The sequence below is a fragment of the Nocardioides mangrovicus genome, from assembly GCF_003674065.1.
GTDB classification, from domain to species: Bacteria; Actinomycetota; Actinomycetes; order Propionibacteriales; family Nocardioidaceae; genus Marmoricola; species Marmoricola mangrovicus.
In genome coordinates this window covers 277,091-297,814 of the sequence record NZ_RDBE01000006.1, presented here as the reverse complement: position 1 = coordinate 297,814, position 20,724 = coordinate 277,091, and the positions used below count along the sequence as shown (strand labels likewise).

At 71.3% G+C, this 20,724-nt stretch carries 18 protein-coding genes and 2 tRNA genes; 18 read left to right on the top strand and 2 right to left on the bottom strand.

Annotated features, from left to right (window positions below):
- Window positions 1–12 precede the first annotated feature (12 nt).
- A complete protein-coding gene (locus D9V37_RS20205; RefSeq protein WP_158604406.1) occupies window positions 13–378 on the top strand; it encodes a hypothetical protein in 366 nt (121 codons plus the stop codon).
- Window positions 378–773, top strand: a complete 396-nt coding sequence (locus D9V37_RS20200; protein ID WP_158604405.1) for a DUF5130 family protein — start codon at window positions 378–380, stop codon at window positions 771–773. Before D9V37_RS20205 ends, D9V37_RS20200 begins: the two co-directional genes overlap by 1 nt.
- A gap of 125 nt (window positions 774–898) precedes the next feature.
- Here D9V37_RS20200 and pepN read toward each other — a convergent pair whose 3' ends face one another.
- Complete coding sequence (gene pepN, locus D9V37_RS07335; RefSeq protein WP_121805484.1) at window positions 899–3,445, bottom strand: aminopeptidase N; 2,547 nt, start codon at window positions 3,443–3,445, stop codon at window positions 899–901.
- A gap of 54 nt (window positions 3,446–3,499) precedes the next feature.
- Between pepN and D9V37_RS07330 the strand changes: the two genes are divergently transcribed.
- From D9V37_RS07330 to D9V37_RS07255, 16 genes are all read left to right on the top strand, one after another.
- The gene (locus D9V37_RS07330; RefSeq protein WP_121805483.1) at window positions 3,500–4,102 is read left to right on the top strand and encodes a mycothiol-dependent nitroreductase Rv2466c family protein; all 603 of its coding nucleotides are present in this window, start codon (window positions 3,500–3,502) and stop codon (window positions 4,100–4,102) included.
- A gap of 193 nt (window positions 4,103–4,295) precedes the next feature.
- The gene (locus tag D9V37_RS07325) at window positions 4,296–4,880 is read left to right on the top strand and encodes a hypothetical protein (protein ID WP_147455889.1); all 585 of its coding nucleotides are present in this window, start codon (window positions 4,296–4,298) and stop codon (window positions 4,878–4,880) included.
- Between the two features lie 31 nt (window positions 4,881–4,911).
- Window positions 4,912–6,711 carry a methionine--tRNA ligase gene (metG, locus tag D9V37_RS07320; RefSeq protein WP_121805481.1) on the top strand — a complete coding sequence of 600 codons (1,800 nt, stop codon included), beginning with the start codon at window positions 4,912–4,914 and terminating at the stop codon, window positions 6,709–6,711.
- Window positions 6,708–7,568: an alpha/beta hydrolase gene (locus D9V37_RS07315; RefSeq protein WP_158604404.1), complete on the top strand. Its 861-nt coding sequence runs from the start codon at window positions 6,708–6,710 to the stop codon at window positions 7,566–7,568. The genes metG and D9V37_RS07315 overlap by 4 nt, the downstream gene beginning before the upstream one ends.
- Window positions 7,565–8,383, top strand: coding sequence for a class I SAM-dependent methyltransferase (locus D9V37_RS07310; RefSeq protein WP_121805479.1), 819 nt, complete (start codon window positions 7,565–7,567; stop codon window positions 8,381–8,383). Before D9V37_RS07315 ends, D9V37_RS07310 begins: the two co-directional genes overlap by 4 nt.
- A 9-nt stretch (window positions 8,384–8,392) precedes the next feature.
- Window positions 8,393–8,878 carry a ribose-5-phosphate isomerase gene (locus D9V37_RS07305; protein WP_121805478.1) on the top strand — a complete coding sequence of 162 codons (486 nt, stop codon included), beginning with the start codon at window positions 8,393–8,395 and terminating at the stop codon, window positions 8,876–8,878.
- Entirely contained in the window at window positions 8,871–9,707 is an 837-nt protein-coding gene (locus D9V37_RS07300) for an Fpg/Nei family DNA glycosylase (RefSeq protein ID WP_121805477.1), read from the top strand. The genes D9V37_RS07305 and D9V37_RS07300 overlap by 8 nt, the downstream gene beginning before the upstream one ends.
- A 57-nt stretch (window positions 9,708–9,764) precedes the next feature.
- The gene (locus D9V37_RS07295; protein WP_121805476.1) at window positions 9,765–10,907 is read left to right on the top strand and encodes a PP2C family protein-serine/threonine phosphatase; all 1,143 of its coding nucleotides are present in this window, start codon (window positions 9,765–9,767) and stop codon (window positions 10,905–10,907) included.
- 53 nt (window positions 10,908–10,960) lie between these two features.
- A tRNA-Gly gene (locus D9V37_RS07290) sits at window positions 10,961–11,031 on the top strand.
- A 38-nt stretch (window positions 11,032–11,069) separates the two neighbouring features.
- Window positions 11,070–11,142, top strand: a tRNA-Pro gene (locus D9V37_RS07285).
- Window positions 11,143–11,519: 377 nt separating this feature from the next.
- Window positions 11,520–12,947 carry a trigger factor gene (gene tig, locus D9V37_RS07280; RefSeq protein WP_121805475.1) on the top strand — a complete coding sequence of 476 codons (1,428 nt, stop codon included), beginning with the start codon at window positions 11,520–11,522 and terminating at the stop codon, window positions 12,945–12,947.
- 67 nt (window positions 12,948–13,014) lie between these two features.
- A complete protein-coding gene (locus D9V37_RS07275) occupies window positions 13,015–14,196 on the top strand; it encodes a PGAP1-like alpha/beta domain-containing protein (protein ID WP_158604403.1) in 1,182 nt (393 codons plus the stop codon).
- A gap of 102 nt (window positions 14,197–14,298) precedes the next feature.
- On the top strand, window positions 14,299–14,904 hold the full coding sequence (locus D9V37_RS07270) for an ATP-dependent Clp protease proteolytic subunit (protein WP_121805473.1): 606 nt from the start codon (window positions 14,299–14,301) through the stop codon (window positions 14,902–14,904).
- Between the two features lie 11 nt (window positions 14,905–14,915).
- Entirely contained in the window at window positions 14,916–15,518 is a 603-nt protein-coding gene (locus D9V37_RS07265; RefSeq protein WP_121805472.1) for an ATP-dependent Clp protease proteolytic subunit, read from the top strand.
- Window positions 15,519–15,660: 142 nt separating this feature from the next.
- Window positions 15,661–16,944, top strand: a complete 1,284-nt coding sequence (clpX, locus tag D9V37_RS07260; RefSeq protein ID WP_121805471.1) for an ATP-dependent Clp protease ATP-binding subunit ClpX — start codon at window positions 15,661–15,663, stop codon at window positions 16,942–16,944.
- Between the two features lie 137 nt (window positions 16,945–17,081).
- Window positions 17,082–17,993 (top strand): hypothetical protein, encoded by a 912-nt coding sequence (locus D9V37_RS07255; RefSeq protein WP_121805470.1) that lies wholly within the window; start codon window positions 17,082–17,084, stop codon window positions 17,991–17,993.
- Between the two features lie 116 nt (window positions 17,994–18,109).
- Here the strand turns inward: D9V37_RS07255 and valS are convergent, their stop codons facing one another.
- The gene (gene valS / locus D9V37_RS07250; RefSeq protein ID WP_121805469.1) at window positions 18,110–20,698 is read right to left on the bottom strand and encodes a valine--tRNA ligase; all 2,589 of its coding nucleotides are present in this window, start codon (window positions 20,696–20,698) and stop codon (window positions 18,110–18,112) included.
- Window positions 20,699–20,724 lie beyond the last annotated feature (26 nt).

The window sequence follows — 20,724 nt, the reverse complement described above, 5'->3', positions numbered from 1 at the left end:
ATCCTCGGGGACGTGATGAGCCAGCTGATCCGTGTGGTGGTCCGGGCCGGCGCCCTCGGCGTCGCGTCGGCGGCGCTGGGCCTCGGCGGTGCCGCCGTCGCCGACGAGCCCGAGTCCTGGCAGAGCACGCCGCACGTCTCGGGCTTCGACTTCGTGCTGATCTTGTTCCTGGTGCCGTTCGGGCTGTTCGTCCTGATCTCCGTGCTGTCCGCGCTGCCCAGCCTGATCCGGCACCAGGGCTACCAGCCCGGACGCCCGTGGACCGGCGAGGGCGAGTGGTTCGGCGGCCCGCGCGAGGGCATCGAGAAGGCGCCCGCCGAGGACTCCCCGGCCCTGGAGCAGGCCGGGGGCCAGGGCGGCACGAGCGCCCGCTACTGATGGCCGACTCCTTCACCGCCTCCCAGCGGGCCACCATCGACGCCGCGATCCGCGACGCCGAGACCACGAGCCGGCTGGAGTTCTCCGTCTTCGTCGGCCCCGTCGCTCAGGGCGAGGACGCCACCGGCTTCGCCCGCCGGCTCCACGCCGGCATGAGCTCGCCGGCCCGCAGCGTCCTGCTGCTGGTCGACCCCAACCAGCGGCTGCTGGAGATCGTCACCGGATCCGACGCCGACCGGGTGCTCGACCCCCACGGCCTGTCGCTGGTGGCCGCCGGCCTGCAGTCCGATCTCGCCACCGGCGACCTGGTCGGCGGTCTGGCTCGCGCGGTGCGCGGACTCGGCGAGCGCTGCCGGCGCCCGCGGGTCCTGCACGCCGACACGCCCGAGGAGTAGCCCCGAGCGGTGTCGGGCTCGGCGGTCGGGGAGTCGCTACCGAAACACGGCAGGGGCAACCGAAGTTTCGGTCGTGCGCGCCGTGATTCGCCGGTGCACCGGCGAATCACGGCACGGCCCCGCTCCTACCCCTCGGCGTCGCGCCGCTGCCCCGCCAGCGCCCGCGCGACGTCGGCGCGGCCCTCGCGGACGTAGCGCTGGACGGCGGGGTTGGCGTCGGTGGTCTCCAGCCACTGGTCCACGCGGTCCAGCAGCTCCTGGCTGGCCAGGACCCGCGGGAAGATGTGCTCGAGCACCACGGAGGCCCGGTGGGTACCGAGCCGGTCCCAGATGTCCTCGGCCTGGCTCAGGTACTTCTCGGCGTAGGGCCAGAGCACCTCGTCCTGGCCGGAGCGGTTGAACGACAGCACGATCGAGCGGGCGGTCTCGTTGGGGGCGTTCTCGTCCTCCACGGCGCTGGCCCAGGCCTGGGCCTTGGCCTCGGCCGTCGGACGCGCGGCGCGGGCGGCGGCGGCGTGCTCCTGCCCGGAGATGGTGTTGTCGCGGCCCAGCTCCTCGGCGATCCGGTCCTCGGTGATCCGGCCGGCCGCGGCCAGGCCGGTCAGCAGGCTCCAGCGCAGGTCCTGGTCGACGTCGAGACCCTCGAGCGTGCGCTCACCGGCGAGCAGCGCCTCCAGCAGCTCCACGGATTCCGACGTGCGCGCTGCCGAGGCCAGGCTGCGGCAGAACGTGAGCTGCTGGTCGCTGCCGGGGGCGGCCTCGACGAGCAGGTCGCGCAGACCGCGCTCCCAGGCGCCCTTGACGTCCTCGCGGTGCTCGGGTGCGGAGTACATCGTGGCCGCCTGGGCGGCGTAGACCGGGATGCGGCTCACGCCCCAGGAGTCGGTCTCGTCGCCGATGTTCGCCAGCACCAGCTGCACGAAGTCCGTGGCGCTCATCTCGGCGTCGCGGCACATGTCCCAGGCGGCGCTCCACACCAGTGCCCGGGCGAGGGAGTCCTCGAGCCGGGAGAGGCCGCCGACCACGGTGGCCAGCGAGCGCTCGTCGAGCCGGATCTTGGCGTAGGTGAGGTCGCCGTCGTTGAGGAGCAACAGGTCGGGCTGCTGCTCGCCCACGGCCTCCTTGATCTCGGAGAGCTCGCCCTCGACGTCGGTCTCGATGTAGCGGCGTCGCACCAGCGCCTCGCCGACCTGGTCGTAGAGGCCGATGCCGATGCGGTGGCGGCGCAGGGTGGGCTGCTCGGGCGCGGCGCTCTGGCGCACCGAGAGCGAGGCGTACGCGCCGCTCTCGTCGAGCTCGAACTGCGGGGTGAGCGTGTTCACGCCCGCGGTCTGCAGCCACTCCTGCGCCCAGCCGGCCAGCTCACGACCCGAGGAGCGCTCCAGCGCGGCCAGCAGGTCCTTGAACTCGGAGTTGGCGAACGCGTGGTCGCGGAAGTACTGGGAGAGCCCGGCGCGGAAGGGCTCGATGCCGACCCAGGCCACCAGCTGCTTGAGCACCGAGGCGCCCTTGGCGTAGGTGATCATGTCGAAGTTGACCTCGACGGCGCGCAGGTCGTAGTTGTCCGCGGCGATCGGGTGGGTGCTCGGCAGCTGGTCGGCGCGGTAGCCGGTCTGCTTGCGGGCGTTGGTGAAGCCGGTCCAGGCCTCGATGTACTCGGTGGCCTCGGCCTCGGCGTGGTAGCAGGCCCACTCCGCGAAGGACTCGTTGAGCCACAGGTCGTCCCACCACTTCATGGTCACCAGGTCGCCGAACCACATGTGGGCCATCTCGTGCAGGATCACGCTGCAGCGGAACTCGTAGAACGAGCGGGGCTGGCGGCTGCGGGGGAGGTACTCGTCGCGCAGGGTCACGCAGCCGGCGTTCTCCATCGCGCCCATGTTGTACTCCGGCACATAGAGCTGGTCGTACTTGCCGAAGGGGTAGGGGTAGCCGAACTCGCGCTCGAAGAACTCGAAGCCCGCCTTCGTGAGCTTGACCAGCTCCTCGCGGTCCAGGTGCTCGACCAGCGACTGGCGGCAGTAGTGGCCGAGCGGGATGTCGCCGTGCTCGCCCTGGTAGACGTCGAGCACCTCGTGGTACTCCCCGGCCACGATCGCGGTGATGTAGGTCGACATCGGCTTGGTGGGCTCGAAGTCCCACACGGCCTTGCCCTCGCCGACCGGCCGCGGCTGCGGCGTGGGTGCGTTGGAGACGACCTTCCAGGTCTCCGGCGCGGTGACCGAGAAGGTGAAGACGCTCTTGAGGTCGGGCTGCTCGAAGGTGGTGTAGACGCGGCGGGCGTCGGGCACCTCGAACTGGGTGTAGGTGTACACCCGGTCGTCGGCGGGGTCGACGAAGCGGTGCAGGCCCTCGCCGGTGTGGCTGTAGGCGCAGTCGGCCTGCACGACCAGGGTGTTGCTCGCCTCGAGGCCGTCGAGCTGGATGCGGCTGTCGGCGTAGACCTGCGCCGGGTCGAGCTCGCGACCGTTGAGGGTCACCGAGGACACGGTGGCGCCGACGAGGTCGGCGAAGGTCGAGGCGCCCGGCTCGGTGCAGTCGAAGGCGATGGTCGTGCGGCTGGCGAACGTCTTCTCGTCCGTGGTGAGGTCGAGGTCGACGGTGTAGGAGGAGACGTCGAGCAGCGCGGCACGCGCCTGCGCCTCCTCGCGGGTCAGGTTGGTTCCCGGCATGTGGGCATCATTCCACCGGGGAATGTGCAGACCAGGATCCGGGGTTGCCCGGTCATGACCTCTCACGCCGATTTCTGGTTCGACCCCCGCTGCCCCTTCGCCTGGATCAGCTCCCGCTGGATCCTCGAGGTCGAGAAGGTCCGCGACATCGAGGTGCGCTGGCACGTGATGTCGCTGGCGTACCTGAACCAGGACAAGGACGTCCCCCAGGAGTACCGCGACTTCCTCAAGACCGCCTGGGGCCCGGTGCGGGTGTGCATCAAGGCGGCCCAGGAGCACGGCGACGAGGTGCTGGCGCCGCTCTACACCGCGATGGGCACGCGGATCCACGTCGACAAGCAGGAGCCGGACCAGCAGATGGCCGTCGACGCGCTGGCCGACGCCGGGCTGCCGGCCGAGCTGGCCGAGGCCTGGGACGACGCCTCCCTCGACGAGGCCGTCGCGAAGTCCCACCACGAGGGCATGGACGCCGTCGGCGACGAGGTGGGCACCCCCACCATCCACATCGAGGGCACTGCGTTCTTCGGTCCCGTGATCACCAAGGCGCCCCGCGGCGAGGAGGCCGGCCGGCTGTGGGACGGCGTGCTCGCCGTGGCGTCCTACCCGCTGTTCTTCGAGCTCAAGCGCTCGCGCACGGCGGAGCTCGACTTCAGCTGATTCGGTCGTGGTGAAGCTTCTCGACCTGTATCGTAGTTATTGCCCAGTTTGGGTGATAGGCGAGATTTGGACGGGATGAGCAGTGATTCTCCGGGGGGAGGGCACAGCGGCGGCGCCGCACGTACCTGAGAGCGCGCCCACATCGGGTGTACGGCCGACCAGGCGCGGCCTGGTACGGGGTGCGGTGTGGACCGTGCCTGCCATCGCCGCCGTCAGCGCCGCCCCGGCCTTCGCGGCCTCGACCTGCTCCCCGGTGACCATCGACTTCTCGAGCTACCCCACCGGCCAGTCCGTGCCGAGCGGGACGTCCTACACCTTCAACGGTGTGACCGTGACGCTGAAGCTCAGCGGCGACACCGGTGCGGACAACAACTCGACGGTGTACGCGACCACGACATCGACCAAGGAGCTGCGCTTCTACGACCTGAACGCCAAGAACACCGCGCAGACCATCACGGTCAACTTCAGCCAGCAGGTCAAGAACCTCACGTTGAACATCGTCGACATCGACTACGCCAGCAGCTACGACGACAGGGTCGTGGTGAACACCGCGGGCTACACGGCGTCGAAGGGGTCCAGCCTCAAGGGCGACGGGTCGAGCAGCTCACCGTTCTACGCGACGAACCAGGCGGCCGACGGCGCCACGACGAACAACGTGTCGCTGACCTGGGTCAGCGCGACGTCGGTGAACTTCACCTACGCCCAGTCCAACACCGCGGTCACGGGCAACCCGCACATCGGGCTGCGCACGATCGTCTTCACCCCGACGTCCTGCTAACCCGCTGGCGGCACCTCACTAGCCTTGCGGCGTGAGCAAGATCCTCTCGGCGGTCGCCTGGCCCTACGCCAACGGGCCGCGCCACATCGGCCACGTGGCCGGTTTCGGCGTGCCCTCCGACGTGTTCAGCCGCTACATGCGGATGACCGGCCACGACGTGCTCATGGTCTCGGGCACGGACGAGCACGGCACGCCGATCCTCGTGGCCGCCGACGAGGAGGGCGTCTCCCCGCGCGAGCTGGCCGACCGCAACAACCGGCTCATCGTCGAGGACCTGGTGGCGCTCGGGCTCTCCTACGACCTCTTCACGCGCACCACCACGCGCAACCACGCCGCGGTGGCCCAGGAGCTGTTCCGCGGCTGCCTGCGCAACGGCTACATGGTCGAGGAGACCACTCGGGGCGCCATCTCGCCGTCGACCGGTCGCACCCTGCCCGACCGCTACATCGAGGGCACCTGCCCCATCTGCGGTTACGACGGCGCGCGCGGCGACCAGTGCGACAACTGCGGCAACCAGCTCGACCCGACCGACCTGATCGAGCCGCGGTCGCGCATCAACGGCGAGACGCCGGAGTTCGTGGAGACCCAGCACTACTTCCTGGACCTGCCGGCGCTGGCCGACGCTCTCAAGCAGTGGCTCGACGAGCGCGAGGCCAGCGGCACCTGGCGGCCCAACGTCATCCGGTTCAGCCAGAACATCCTCGCCGAGGTGCGGCCGCGGGCGATGACCCGCGACCTGGACTGGGGCATCCCGGTGCCCGGCTGGGAGGACCAGCCGACCAAGCGGCTCTACGTGTGGTTCGACGCCGTCATCGGCTACCTCTCGGCCTCGATCGAGTGGGCCCGCCGGACCGAGGACCCCGAGGCCTGGCGGCAGTGGTGGAACCCGGCGGCGTCGGGGGAGGGCGAGGCGCTCTCCTACTACTTCATGGGCAAGGACAACATCACCTTCCACTCCCAGATCTGGCCCGCCGAGCTGCTGGCCTACGACGGCCGCGGCGACAAGGGCGGTGAGCCGGGGGAGTACGGGTCGCTCAACCTGCCCACCGAGGTGGTCTCGAGCGAGTTCTTGACCATGGAGGGCAAGAAGTTCTCCTCCTCCAAGCGCGTGGTCATCTACGTACGCGACGTGCTCGAGCGCTACCAGGCCGACGCGCTGCGCTACTTCATCTGCGCCGCCGGTCCGGAGAACCAGGACAGCGACTTCACCTGGTCGGAGTTCGTCCGGCGCACCAACGACGAGCTCGTCGCCGGCTGGGGCAACCTGGTCAACCGCACCGCCAGCATGATCGCCGCGCGGTTCGGTGAGATCCCGCAGGCCGGCGTGCCGACCGAGACCGATCTCGCCCTGCTGGCGACCGTGGAGCAGGCGTTCGGCACCGTCGGCGACCTCATCGGCCGGCACCGGCAGAAGGCCGCGATCGCGGAGATCATGCACGTGGTGGGCGAGGTGAACCGCTACGTCTCCGAGCAGGAGCCGTGGAAGCTCAAGGCCGACGACGAGCGCGAGCGGCTGGCCACCGTGCTGCACGTGACCGCCCAGTGCGTCGTGGACTGCAACCTCATGCTCAGCCCCTTCCTGCCGCACAGCGCCAACCGCGTCTCCGCCGTCCTCGGCGGCCCGGAGGTCGCGCCGATGCCGGTGGTCGAGGAGGTCGAGGACCTCGACGGCGGCCCGTCCTACCCGGTCATCACCGGCGACTACCGCTCCGCGCCGGGCTGGGGCCGCACGCCGCTGGTGGTCGGCACACCCATCGCCAAGCCGACGCCGGTCTTCACCAAGCTCGACGTCACGGTGGTCGACGACGAGCTGGCCCGGTTGGATCAGTGACGCTGCACCCGCAAGCGCGCGCCGCGCTGCAGGTGTGGGCGGCCGCGGGCCTGCCGGACCGCGGTGACGTCGAGGCACGACGGCGCGCGGAGCGGGAGGTCGCCTCGCGCGAGGCCGGCGAGCCGGTCGATCGCGTCGAGGACGTCGACGCCGACGGCGTGGGCTGCCGGCTCTACGTGCCCAGCGGCGCCCGGCGCGCGATCGTCTTCGCCCACGGCGGCGGGTTCGTGTTCGGTGACCTCGAGACCCACGACGCACAGGCGCGCCGGATCGCGCTGCGCACCGGCTCGGCCGTGCTGGCGGTGGACTACCGGCGTCCGCCCGAGCACCCGTTCCCCGCGGCCGCCGACGACGTGCAGCGGGCCGGCGGCTGGCTGGTCTCGACCTGGGACGGCCCGGTGGTGGCCATGGGCGACAGCGCCGGCGGCAACCTGGCGCTGGTGGCGGCGCTGCGCGACCCGGGCCGGTACGCCGCGCTCGTGGCGATCTACCCCTTCCTCGACCCGACGACCTCGGGCGACACCTACGACCGGCCCCACGGCGGCATGTCCCGCGCCGACGCCGCTGCGTTCTGGGAGCAGTACGCGGGCGACCCGGCCGATCCCGATCTCGCCCCGCTGCGCAGCGACCGCCTTGGCACCCTGCCGCCGACCCTGGTGCAGGCCGCGGGGGAGGACGTGCTGCTCGCCGAGGACGTGCTGCTGGCCGAGCGGATCGCCCGCGCCGGCGGCGACGTCACGCTGCGGGTGTTCCCCGGGCTGGTGCACGGCTTCTGGCGTCAGCCGCAGCTCTTCGACGACGCCGAGCGCTCGCTGGCCGAGATCCGCACCTTCCTCGAGGCGGTCGGCCCCGCGTGATCGAGGGCGCGCCCAGCCGCACGGCGTTCGGGGCCGCGCGGCACCGCGCCCAGCACCAGGTGATCGAGGGTGGCTCGGTCTTCCGCGACCCGCTGGCGGTGCCGATCCTCGGTGCCGGCGATGGTGACCTCGGCGTCGAGCCGGGCGACCCGCGACGTCCGCTGCGGATCTTCATCGCCATGCGGCACCGGTTCGCCGAGGACGCGCTCGCGGCGGCCTACGAGCGTGGCGTGCGGCAGGCCGTGGTGCTGGGTGCCGGGCTCGACACGATCGCCTACCGCAACCCGCACGAGGACCTGAGGGTCCTCGAGGTCGACCATCTCGCCACCGGCGAGTGGAAGCGCGAGCGGCTGCGCGAGGCCGGGATCGCGGTGCCGGCCACGGCGCGCTACGTCGGGGTCGACTTCGAGCGCGACGACCTGCGCACCCGGCTGGTCGAGGGCGGGCTGGACCCTGACGCGCCCGCGTTCTTCGCGTGGCTCGGCGTGGTGCCGTACCTGACCCGCGAGGCGATCACCACCACGCTGCGCACGGTCGCGGACCTGGACGGCGAGGTGGTGCTGGACTATCCCCTGAACGCGGCCGGTGACGCTCGCGCCGAGGCGCTGCGCGCGGATCTGCGGCGTCGTACCGAGGCGGTCGGCGAGCCGCTGCTCTCCTCCTTCGCCGAGGGCGAGGTGCCCCGGATGCTGACCGACCTGGGGTTCACCGACGTCGAGGACGTCGGCGCTCCCGACCTCGTGCCGCGCTACCTCGGCGTCGCCTCGCGGGGCGGGTCCCGCGGCGGCGGCCGGCTGGTCCGTGCCCGCCGATAGTCTCGGGGCATGCGCGTGCACCTGGGGTCCGACCACGCCGGACTGGAGCTGAAGGCGAGCCTGGCCGACTGGCTGCGCGAGCACGGCCATGAGCCCGTCGACCACGGGCCGCACAGCTTCGACCCCCAGGACGACTACCCGGTCTTCTGCCTGCGCGCGGCGCTCGGCGTCGTCGAGGACCCCGGCAGCCTGGGCGTCGTCATCGGCGGCTCGGGCAACGGTGAGCAGATCGCCGCCAACAAGGTGAAGGGCGTGCGCGCCGCCCTGGCGTGGAGCGACGAGACCGCCCGGCTGGCCCGCGAGCACAACGACGCGAACGTGCTCTCGGTGGGCGGGCGCATGCACCCGCTGGAGGACATGATGCGGTTCGTCGAGATCTTCTTGTCGACCGACTTCACCGGCGAGGAGCGGCACGTGCGCCGCATCGCGATGCTCAGCGCGTACGAGGTCGACGGCACGCTGCCGCCGCTGCCCGCCTCGGCGTCCGATGCCTGAGGGACACACCCTTTACCGGCTCGCCCGCGATCTCGACGCCGCCTTCGCCGGCACCCGCGTCCGGGTCAGCAGCCCGCAGGGGCGGTTCGCCGCCGACGCCGCCACCCTCGACGGCGCACTGCTGGTGGGAGCCGAGTCCGCGGGCAAGCACGTCTTCGTCGAGTTCGAGGGCGACCGGTTCGTACACGTGCACCTGGGGCTGATCGGCACGTTCGACGTCGTCGCCGGACCGGCGGGCGCCGCGGTCGGGGCCGTGCGGCTGCGCCTGGAGAACGACCGCGCGCACGCCGACCTGCGCGGCGCCATCGTCTGCGACCTGGTGACCCGGGCGCGGCGCGACTCCGTCATCGGCAAGCTCGGGCCCGACCCGCTGCGCGCCGACGCCGACCCCGAGCGGGCGTGGGCCCGCATCCACCGCAGCGACCGAGCGCTGGGCGACCTGCTGATGGACCAGGACGTGCTGGCCGGGGTGGGCAACGTGTACCGCGCCGAGGTGCTGTTCCGGCACCGGCTCGACCCGCTGCGCCCGGGCCGCACCCTGCGGCACGGCCAGTGGCAGGCGATGTGGGACGACCTCGTCGTCCTGCTGGCCGAGGGCGTGCGCAGCGGCCGCATCGACACCGTCCGCCCCGAGCACACGCCTGAGGCGATGGGCCGTGCACCACGTCGCGACGACCACGGCGGCGAGGTGTACGTCTACCGCCGCACCGGCCAGCCCTGCCTGGTGTGCGGCTCGGTCGTGCGGACCACCGAGCTCAAGGGCCGCAACCTGTTCTGGTGCCCGCGCTGTCAGCCGCGTTTCCGCTCGCGGGCGGGTAGAAAGCCCTAGCCTGGGGGTAATTGCCCACCCCTGACCCCCCGCCGGGTCCCAGCCTTCAGGACACCGATGTCCTCGCCTCTCGCGAGCCGTTCCCTACGCCGGCCCGTCCGGCGGCTGGGTCGTGCCGTCGCGAGCCCGTTCGACGAGTTCCGCTACCGCGCCGCCTACAGCGAGACGCTGCCGATGCTCGCGCTGGTGCTGCTCACCGCCGCGCTGACGGCGGCGGGGGTCGCCTGGCCGCTGCTCACCCCGCTGAGCGCGCTGCTGATCCCGATGTTCCTCGGCAGCGTGATGCTGGGGCCGCGCAGCCTGCCGTGGTTCATCGTCATCACGATGCTCGGCGTGACGGTGATGGTGGTCGTGCAGCCGCCCCACGACGTACGCGGCATCGCGCGCGTCTTCGTCACCGTCTTCGTCGCGTTCTTGATCCTCATCGCCTCCTTCCGCCGCAGCCGGCTGGGCATCGCGGGACCCAAGGGCGAGGCCATGCTGGTCGACCTGCGCGACCGCATCATCAGCCAGGGGGAGATCCCGCCGCTGCCGGAGGAGTGGTACGCCCGCTCGGTGCTGCGCTCGGCCGGGGGCACGGCGTTCGCGGGCGACTTCATCGTGGCCACCAGCTCCCGTGACGCCGAGCGTCTGCAGGTGGTGCTGGTCGACGTCTCGGGCAAGGGCGTGGAGGCCGGCACCCGGTCGCTGCAGCTCTCCGGTGCCTTCGGTGGCCTGCTCACCTCGCTCGCACCGCCCGACTTCCTGCCCGCCGCCAACCGGTTCCTGGTCAACCAGGACTGGGACGAGGGGTTCGCGACCGCGATCCACCTGTGCCTGGACCTGCGCACCGGGGACTTCGAGCTGCGCAAGGCCGGCCACCCGCCTGCGGTGTGGCTCCACGCGGGCTCGGGGCGCTGGTCGGTGCTGGAGTCGGACGGCCCGGCGCTGGGCCTGACGCCCGAGGTCGAGTTCGCCCTGGTCCGCGGACAGCTGCGGCACGGCGACGGGCTCATGCTCTACACCGACGGGCTCGTCGAGGACCCGCGCCGCGACATCGGCAGCGGCATCGACAAGCTCGCCGGCCGCGGCCAGCGGCTCTTCCAGACCGGCTTCGACGGCGGTGAGCGGACGCTGATCGACGAGCTCGAGCGCACCGACGACGACCGGGCCCTGCTGCTGGTCCACCGACGCGAACGACGGACCGTCCGGCCGCTGTGACCGGCCAGTGAGCTGCGGTGTGGAAAGATGTCCGAGGCCGATCAACCGGCCGCGCGGATGTAGCTCAATGGTAGAGCCCCAGTCTTCCAAACTGGCTACGCGGGTTCGATTCCCGTCATCCGCTCGAGGGGTCGTCGCCGAGGCTCTCGGAGGCGCCCTGACCGGGGCGTAGCGTAGTGGCTAGCGCGCCTGCTTTGGGAGCAGGAGACCGCAGGTTCGAGTCCTGTCGCCCCGACCGACCGGCCGAGCGAGCGAAGCGAGCGAGGCCGGGAGGGAGGCAAGCCAGCCGAGACGTCGCAAACTCTCGGTCGGGCCGCCCGCGCGAAGCGCGCACGCCCCGGCCAGGAGGCTTGCGACGTCTCGGCGGGACCACCGGCAACGCCGACATACGGCAACCCGACGCCTCGGCGCCGCTGACATGCGACAACGCGACGCCTCGGCTCTCCTGACGCGCGACAACGCGACGCCTCGGCGCAGGTCCCGGCTTTTCGCCGATCTGGCGCGGTGCCGTAGGCTGACCGGACGCGGCTGACGCGCTCTGGCGCGCGCCGTTTTCGTCGTGTCGTCACCCTCGGCAGCGCTGTCGCTGCCTGTAGTCAGGAGCAAGCCGGAATGAAGAGCGCCGTCGAGACCCTCGAGCCGACCCGCGCGAAGCTGACCGTCGAGGTCCCCTTCGAGGACCTCAAGCCCAGCCTGGACGCCGCCTACCAGCGGATCGCCAAGCAGGTGAACGTGCCGGGCTTCCGCAAGGGCAAGGTGCCGCCGCCGGTCATCGACCGGCAGTTCGGTCGCGGCGTGGTGCTCGACGAGGCGATCAACGCCGCGCTGCCGGCGCTCTACGCCCAGGCGATGCAGGACAACGACCTGGTGCCGCTGGCCCAGCCCGACATCGACATCACCAAGCTCGAGGACAACGAGACCCTGGAGTTCACCGCCGAGGTCGACGTCCGCCCCACCATCACGCTGCCCACCTACCTGGGTCTGAGCGCCGAGGTCGACGACATCACGGTCGCCGACGCCGACGTCGAGGAGCAGCTGCAGAGCCTGCGCGAGCGGTTCGCCACGCTGGCCGACGTCGAGCGTGCGGCCCAGGATGGCGACTTCGTCACCATCGACGTCAAGGCCACCCAGAACGGCGAGCCCGTCGAGGGCGGCGAGCTCTCCGGCTACAGCTACCAGGTCGGCAAGGGCGAGCTGCTGCCGGGCGCGGACGAGGCCCTGGCGGGCATGTCGGCCGGTGAGACGAAGACCTTCACCTCCCAGCTGCTGGGTGGCGACCTGGCCGGTCAGGACGTCGACGTGGAGGTCACCGTCTCCTCGGTCAAGGAACAAGAGCTCGAGGACCTCGACGACGACTTCGCCCAGACCGCCTCGGAGTTCGACACCCTCGACGAGCTCACCGCCGACACCCGCACCCGCCTCGAGCGCGGCAAGCGGCTCGAGCAGGCCGCCGCGGCCCGCGACGCGGTGCTGGAGAAGCTGATCGAGGACACCGAGGTGCCGCTGCCGGAGAAGGTCGTCAGCGCCGAGCTGGAGAGCCGTCGCGGTGAGATGGAGCAGCAGCTGGGCTGGGCGGGCATGACCCTGGACCAGTACCTGGACAACGAGAAGCAGACCATCGACGAGTTCGAGGCCGACCTGGAGAAGCGCGTGCGCGACTCCCTGGCCGCGCAGTTCATCCTCGACGAGATCGCCAAGAAGGAGCAGATCGGCGTCGAGCAGGAGGAGCTCTCCGAGCACCTGTGGACCCGCGCCCAGCAGTCGGGCCAGGACCCCAACGAGTTCGTCAAGCACATGATGGAGCACAACCACATCCCCGAGCTGGTCTCGGAGGTCGTGCGCGGCAAGGCGCTGGCCCAGGTGGTCAACTCCGCCACGGTCACCGACGCCTCGGGTCGCCCGGTGGAGCTGGAGAACCTCAACCCCGACGGCAGCATCGCCGAGCCGGGCGATGGGCCCGAGGTCGCCGAGGTCACCGACGAGGTCACCGACGAGGTCACCGACGACGCCGACGACGCCGCCGAGGCCGAGAAGGACTGACCCGCCCGCACCCGGGCGTCGGCCCGGGTGCGTTGACCGGCCGCGGCCGGGCCCGCAGACTGGCGCGGTGAGTGCACAGCCGTCCACCACCACGGCCACCGCCACGGCCGGGGCTTCGACCCGGGCCGGAACGCTCGGTGCGCTGGCGCTGGGCGCCGACCTGGCCCACGACGCCGTGCTGGGCACCGTGCGTGAGGTGCACGGCGCGATCGGGCGCCGCGTGCACGGGCGCGAGGGCCGCGTCGCCGGTCTGGTGTACGCCGGTGTCGGCCACGGCCTGCGGGCCACCTCCAGCGCGCTCCGGTCCGCCGACCGCAGCCTGCTGCGAGCCGGGGTCGGTCGTCCCCTGGAGGACTCCACCGGCGGTCGCGTCGCGCTCTCGGCCCTCAACGGTCTGTTCGGCGACCGTATCCACGAGCGCAGCCCGGGGCTGAGCATCTCGCTGGCGGTACGCCGCGGGGGGCGCGACGTCGCGCCGACCTCCGACGGGTTCGCCGCCGCCTTCCCCGGGGCCACCGGGGAGGTGGTCTGCTTCCTGCACGGTCTGGGCGAGACCGAGGACGTCTGGCGGCTGCGCGAGCGCGAGGCCGGCACCAGCTACCCCGAGCGGCTGGCCGGGCTGGGCTGGACGCCGGTGCAGCTGCGCGCGAACTCGGGGCTGACGCTGGCCGAGAACGGTGTCGCCCTCGCCTCGCTGCTCGGCGACCTGGTGGCGGCCTGGCCGGTGCCGGTGCGTCGGCTCGCGCTGGTCGGGCACTCGATGGGCGGGCTGATCGTGCGCAGCGCCTGCGCCGTCTCGTCCTCGGCCGGCCCCTGGCAACACCTGGTCACCGACGTCGTCACCCTCGGCACGCCGCACCTCGGCGCGCCGATCGCGCGGGCGCTGACGGCCGGCTCCGCGGGGCTCTCGCTGCTGCCGGAGTCGGCGCCGTTCGGGCGGTTCCTGGACCATCGCTCGGCCGGCATCCTCGACCTGCGCGACGGCCTGCCGCGCGACGTCCGCAACCTGCCGCACGCGCGGTACCACCTGGTGGCCGGAACGCTGGCCCGCTCGCCGCGGCACCCGGTGTCGCAGGTCGTCGGCGACCTGCTGGTGCGCTACCCCTCGGCCACCGGGCGCGACCGCCGCGGCGCCGAGATGTTCCCCGGCGCCGACGTGCTCCACGTGCCCGGGGCCGACCACTTCGCGCTGCTCAACCACCCCGACGTCCACCGCGCCCTGGAGTCGTGGCTCTCGCTGCGCCGGTGAGCACCTGGTCGTCTGCTGTGGGCGAACAACGGTGTCTGACCCGTGGAATCGGGGGTGGCGACGTCTATGGTCGGCCTCGTGCGAATTGACGGGACAGAACTGATGGCCGACGGCGGTGCCGGGTACGGCCTCGACGACCACATCTACCAGCGGCTGCTGCGCGAGCGGATCGTCTTCCTCGGCTCCGAGGTGCGCGACCAGAACGCCAACGCGATCTGCGCCCAGCTGCTGCTGCTGTCCGCCGAGGACCCCGAGGCCGACATCTTCTTGCACATCAACTCACCGGGCGGCTCGGTCGACTCCGGCATGGCGATCTACGACACCATGAACTACATCCCCAACGACGTCGCCACCGTCGGCATGGGGCTGGCGGCCTCGATGGGCCAGTTCCTGCTCTGCGCCGGGGCCAAGGGCAAGCGCTACGCCCTGCCGCACGCGCGGATCATGATGCACCAGCCCTCGGGCGGCATGGGCGGCTCGGCCTCCGACATCAAGATCCAGGCCCAGCAGTCGCTGCACATCAAGCAGGTGCTCTTCGACCTGATCGCCGAGCACACCGGACAGGCCCGCGACCAGGTCGAGCGCGACGCCGACCGCGACCGCTGGTTCACCGCGGAGCAGGCCAAGGACTACGGCTTCATCGACGCGGTCATCACCAACGCCCGCGAGGCCGCCGACGAGGGCCGACCCGCCCGCGAGAAGAACTGAGGGACATCACCATGAACTACTACATCCCGCAGTGGGAGGAGCGGACCTCCTACGGGTTCCGCCGCATCGACCCCTACGGCAAGCTCTTCGAGGACCGGATCATCTTCCTGGGCACCCCGATCAGCGACGACATCTCCAACGCCGTGATGGCCCAGCTGCTCTGCCTGGAGTCGATGGACCCCGACCGCGACATCTCCATCTACATCAACTCACCCGGTGGCTCGTTCACGGCCATGACCGCGATCTACGACACGATGCGGTTCATCAAGCCCGACGTGCAGACCGTGTGCCTGGGCCAGGCCGCCTCGGCCGCGGCGATCCTCCTGGCCGCCGGCGCGCCGGGCAAGCGGCTGGCGCTGCCCAACAGCCGGATCCTGATCCACCAGCCCTACACCGAGGGCACCTACGGCCAGTCCTCGGACATCGAGATCCAGGCCAACGAGATCCTGCGGATGCGCGAGCAGCTCGAGCAGATGATCGCCGAGCACTCCGGCAAGACGGTCGAGGAGGTCAGCGGCGACATCGAGCGCGACAAGATCCTCACCGCGCAGGCCGCTCTCGACTACGGGCTCATCGACTCGCTGCTGGAGTCGCGCAAGGCCCTGCCGGTCTAACCGCCGGCCGGGTCGCCGCCGGCCCGGTTCGTCGTGTCCGCCTCCGCGGCGGGCCTCGACGGGGTACCGTCGATCCGTTCTGCTGTGAAGTCCGCAGCCGCTTTCCCTGACCAGTCCCAACGACCAGTGGAGGTCGCCGCCCGTGGCACGCATCGGTGACGGAGGCGACCTGCTCAAGTGCTCCTTCTGCGGGAAGAGCCAGAAGCAGGTCAAGAAGCTGATCGCCGGCCCCGGCGTCTACATCTGCGACGAGTGCATCGACCTGTGCAACGAGATCATCGAGGAAGAGCTCAACGAGACCGGTGAGGTCGGCCTCGACGAGCTGCCCAAGCCGCGGGAGATCTTCGACTTCCTCAACTCCTACGTGATCGGCCAGGAGACGGCGAAGAAGTCGCTGGCCGTGGCCGTCTACAACCACTACAAGCGGGTTCAGGCCGGCTCCGCCCCGATCGCCGGTCGTCACAACAAGGACGAGGTCGTCGAGGTCGCCAAGTCCAACATCTTGGTCATCGGTCCCACCGGCTGCGGCAAGACCTACCTGGCCCAGACCCTGGCCCGGATGCTCAACGTGCCGTTCGCCATCGCCGACGCCACCGCGCTCACCGAGGCCGGCTACGTCGGCGAGGACGTCGAGAACATCCTGCTCAAGCTGATCCAGGCCGCCGACTACGACGTCAAGAAGGCCGAGACCGGCATCATCTACATCGACGAGATCGACAAGGTGGCCCGCAAGGCGGAGAACCCCTCGATCACGCGCGACGTCTCCGGCGAGGGCGTGCAGCAGGCGCTGCTGAAGATCCTGGAGGGCACCACCGCCTCGGTGCCGCCGCAGGGGGGCCGCAAGCACCCGCACCAGGAGTTCATCCAGATCGACACCACCAACATCCTCTTCGTCGTCGGCGGTGCCTTCGCCGGGCTCGAGCACATCATCGAGCAGCGAGTGGGCAAGAAGACGCTCGGCTTCACCGCCGAGATCCGCAACGCCGAGGAGCGCGAGGCGGACCTGATGTTCGCCCAGGTGAGGCCCGAGGACCTGGTCAAGTTCGGGCTGATCCCGGAGTTCATCGGCCGGCTGCCGCTCATCGCCAGCGTCAACAAGCTCGACAACGCCGCGCTGGTGCAGATCCTCACCGAGCCGCGCAACGCGCTGATCAAGCAGTACCAGAAGCTCTTCGACCTCGACGGTGTGGAGCTGGAGTTCACCGACGACGCCATCGTGGCCATCGCCGACGCGGCGATGGAGCGGGGGACCGGTGCCCGCGGGCTGCGCGCGATCATCGAGGAGGCGTTGCTCAACGTCATGTACGACGTGCCCTCGCGCGGCGACATCGAGAAGGTCATCGTCACCGCCGAGGTCGTCACCGACCACGTCGCTCCCACGCTGGTCGAGCGCAGCGACGAGGCCAAGAAGAAGAAGTCGGCCTAGCGCGTACCGGCCCGCCGGCTCTGGGCTAGACCATGGGCCCCGGATTTGGGCGTTTGCCGGACGTGCCCGGTTTGTCGGCCCTACGGTGACCTCAACGTCACCCAGCCCGGGGTGACGATCTCGGAGTTGGCGGTTCGATGATCCAGCAGCATGCACGTCCCCTCGCGGCGTTCGTCGCCGTGGTGGGTGTGTGCGCCCTCTTCATGGTGCACTCGGTCCTCGACCTCGGCGGGTCGCGGGCCTCCGTCGCCCGCGAGGTGCCCTCGGCCAGCACCGGTGTCACCACCTCGACGTCGTCCTCGTCGTCCGACTCCACCACCGCCCCCTCCTCGGCCAGCTCGGCGAACGTCGCCCTCGCGGCCACGGCCTCCGCCGGGCACGGTGCGCGTGCGCACCGCGGTGCTACCGCGACGTCGGCCTCGGGCCAGCACCCGCAGGCCACCTCGGTGCCGACGCTGCCGGGTGACCTCGACCAGGTGCAGGGCGGTCACCACCACGTCGCGGTCCCGGCGAGCACGCCGCCGGCCGACCTGCGCGACCAGGCCGTGACGCTGGTCGGGCAGCTGCGTAGCCAGGGTCAGCAGCTCAAGGCTCAGGCCGCCGACCTGGACCGCCGGGCCAGCCAGACCGCCGCCGACCTCGCCGACACCGCCCGGGCGCTGGCCGCCCAGGCGGACGTGCTCTCGGCCCAGGGCGACGCGCTCATCGACTCCGCGGCGAAGCTCTCCGACATGGCCGACGCGCTGGGCCCCAGCGCCACCGTCATCCTGGCCACTCAGGTGGCCACGCTGGCTTCGCAGGTCTCCGACCTCGCCTCCCAGGCCGCCGACCTGGCCGACCAGGTGACCACGCTCTCGGGTCAGGTCGACGCCCTCGACCCGACCCCGACGGACACGCCGACCGACGGCTCCTCGCCGAGCACAACGCCCAGCGACCCCGCTACCTCCGATCCCGACGCCGTCGCCAATCCGGACCGCCAGGTCGCCTCGTCCGCCGACGACGGCACCGACGCCACGACCGACGCGGACGCGACCGTCAGCGGAAGCTGAGCGCCACCGACACCGAGGGCCGCCGACGGCCTCACTGGCCGGCGGGGAGCGGCGCCCAGTCCTCTGGTGCCCAGTCCTCGGGTGCTCAGTCCTCCGGGTGCTCAGTCCTCCGGTGCTCAGTCCTCCGGGACGGGGGCGAACTCGACCTGGACGGTGAGCGCGGCGTCCTCGGCGGCCTCGACCAGCTCGATGGTGCCGACGACCTTGCCCACCTTGCCCAGGTCGGACTGCGCGCTGCGGACGGCGGCCAGCGCCGCTGCTGAGCCGGTGATCCGCACATGGGAGAGCGGCGCGCGCATCGACTGCTTGGCCTGGCTCTTCGCGCCGCGGATGCCGGCCAGCGCGGCCGCTACGTGGTCGAGGTCGGCCGGGTCGCCGGGCGTCTCGCCACCGGCGTGCTCAGCAGGGTCGGGCCAGCTGCTGGTGTGCACCGAGCCGTCGTGCCACCACGACCACGCCTCCTCGGTGACGTAGGGCAGGAACGGCGCGAGCAGCCGCAGCACGGTGTCCAGCGCGCAGGCCAGGGTCGCGCGGGCCGACCGGCTCCCCGGCGCGTCGCCGTCGGCGTAGGCGCGCTCCTTGACCAGCTCGAGGTAGTCGTCGCAGAACTCCCAGAAGAACCGCTCGGTGACCTCGAGCGCGCTGGCGTAGTCGTAGGCCTCGAACCGTCGTGTGGCCTCGGTGCAGGTCTGCAGCAGCCGGGCCAGCAGCGCGCGGTCGATGGGCTCGGTGACGTGTTGCGGGTCGGGGTCGGTGGCCCCGACGGAGCCGAGCACGAACTTCGAGGCGTTGAGCACCTTCATCGCCAGCCGGCGGCCGACCTTCATCTGGGTCTCGTCGAAGGGGGAGTCCATGCCGGGCCGCACGGTGGCGGCACGCCAGCGGACGGCGTCGGCGCCGTACTTGTCGAGGATCTCGGTGGGCACGACGGCGGTGCCCTTCGACTTCGACATCTTCTTGCGGTCGGGGTCGAGGATCCAGCCCGAGAGCATGGCGTGGCTCCAGGGCGTCACGTGGTTCTCGTAGTGCGCGCGCACGACCCGGGAGAACAGCCAGGTGCGGATGATCTCGTGGGCCTGCGTGCACAGGTCCATCGGGAAGACGCGCGAGAACAGGTCGTCGTCGACGCTCCAGCCGCCGGCGATCTGCGGCGTCAGCGAGGAGGTGGCCCAGGTGTCCATGACGTCGGGGTCGCCGAGGAAGCCGCGCGGCTTGCCGCGCTGGTCCTCCTCGTAGCCCGCCGGCGCGTCGACCGACGGGTCGATCGGCAGCTGGTCCTCACGGGGCAGCAGCGGGTGGGCGTAGTCGGGATCGCCCTCGTCGTCGAGCGGGTACCAGACCGGGAACGGGATGCCGAAGTAGCGCTGCCGCGAGATCAGCCAGTCGCCGGTGAGGCCGGAGACCCAGTTGTCGTAGCGGACCTTCATGTGCGGCGGTAGCCAGCTGATCTGGTCTCCGTGGGCCAGCATGTCGGCGCGGATCTCGGCGTCGCGGCCGCCGTTGCGGATGTACCACTGTCGGGTGGCGACGATCTCCAGCGGCTTGTCGCCGCGCTCGTAGAAGTTCGCCATGCGGGTGGTGGGCACCGGCTCGCCGTCGAGGTCGCCGCTCTCGCGCAGCAGGGCGACCATCGCCTCGCGGGCCGAGAAGACCGTCTTGCCGGCCAGCTCCTCGTACGCCGCCGCTCCCGCGCCCTCGAGCCACGGCGGTACCTCGCGCGTGAACCGGCCGTCGCGACCGATGACCGTGCGCACCGGCAGGTCGAGCTCGCGCCACCACTGCACGTCGGTGAGGTCGCCGAAGGTGCAGCACATGGCGATGCCCGCGCCCTTGTCCATCTCGGCCGCGGGGTGGGGGAGCACCGGCACCTCGACGCCGAAGACCGGCGAGCTCACGGTGCTGCCGAACAGCGCCTGGTAGCGCTCGTCGTCGGGGTGGGCGATCAGCGCGACCGCGGAGACGACCAGCTCGGGGCGGGTGGTCTCGACGTAGACGGGCGTGCCGTCGGGGCGGTGGTAGGAGATCCGGTGGTAGGCGCCGGGGTACTCGCGCGCCTCGATCTCGGCCTGGGCGACGGCCGTGCGGTCGGTGACGTCCCAGACCGTCGGCGCCTCGGCCAGGTAGGCCTCACCGCGGGCGTAGTTGCGCAGGAACGCCCGCTGGCTGATCTCGCGGGCCTTGGGACCGGCGGTGGTGTAGGTCTGCGACCAGTCCACCGAGAGGCCGAGGGTGTGCCAGAGCTCCTCGAACGCCTTCTCGTCCTCGACCACCAGCTGCTCGCACAGCTCGATGAAGTTGGGCCGTGAGATCGGCACCTGCTTCTTGGGGTCGGGCTTCTCGGGCGGGGTGAAGTCGTGGTCGTAGGGGAGCGAGGGGTCGCACCGCACGCCGAAGTAGTTCTGCACCCGCCGCTCGGTGGGCAGCCCGTTGTCGTCCCAGCCCATCGGGTAGAACACCGACTTCCCGCGCATCCGCTGGAAACGGGCGATCAGGTCGGGGTGGGTGTAGGAGAAGACGTGGCCCACGTGCAGGCTGCCGGACACCGTCGGCGGCGGGGTGTCGATGGCGTAGACGCCGGAGCGGTCGCGGGTGCGGTCGAAGGCATAGGTGCCCTCGGCCTCCCAGGTCGCGGACCACTTGTCCTCCAGGCCCTCGAGCGCGGGCTTGTCGGGGACCGCGACGGTGCGTTCCGGGGCTTGGGTCATGACCTGAAATCCTACGGGCGCGGCGC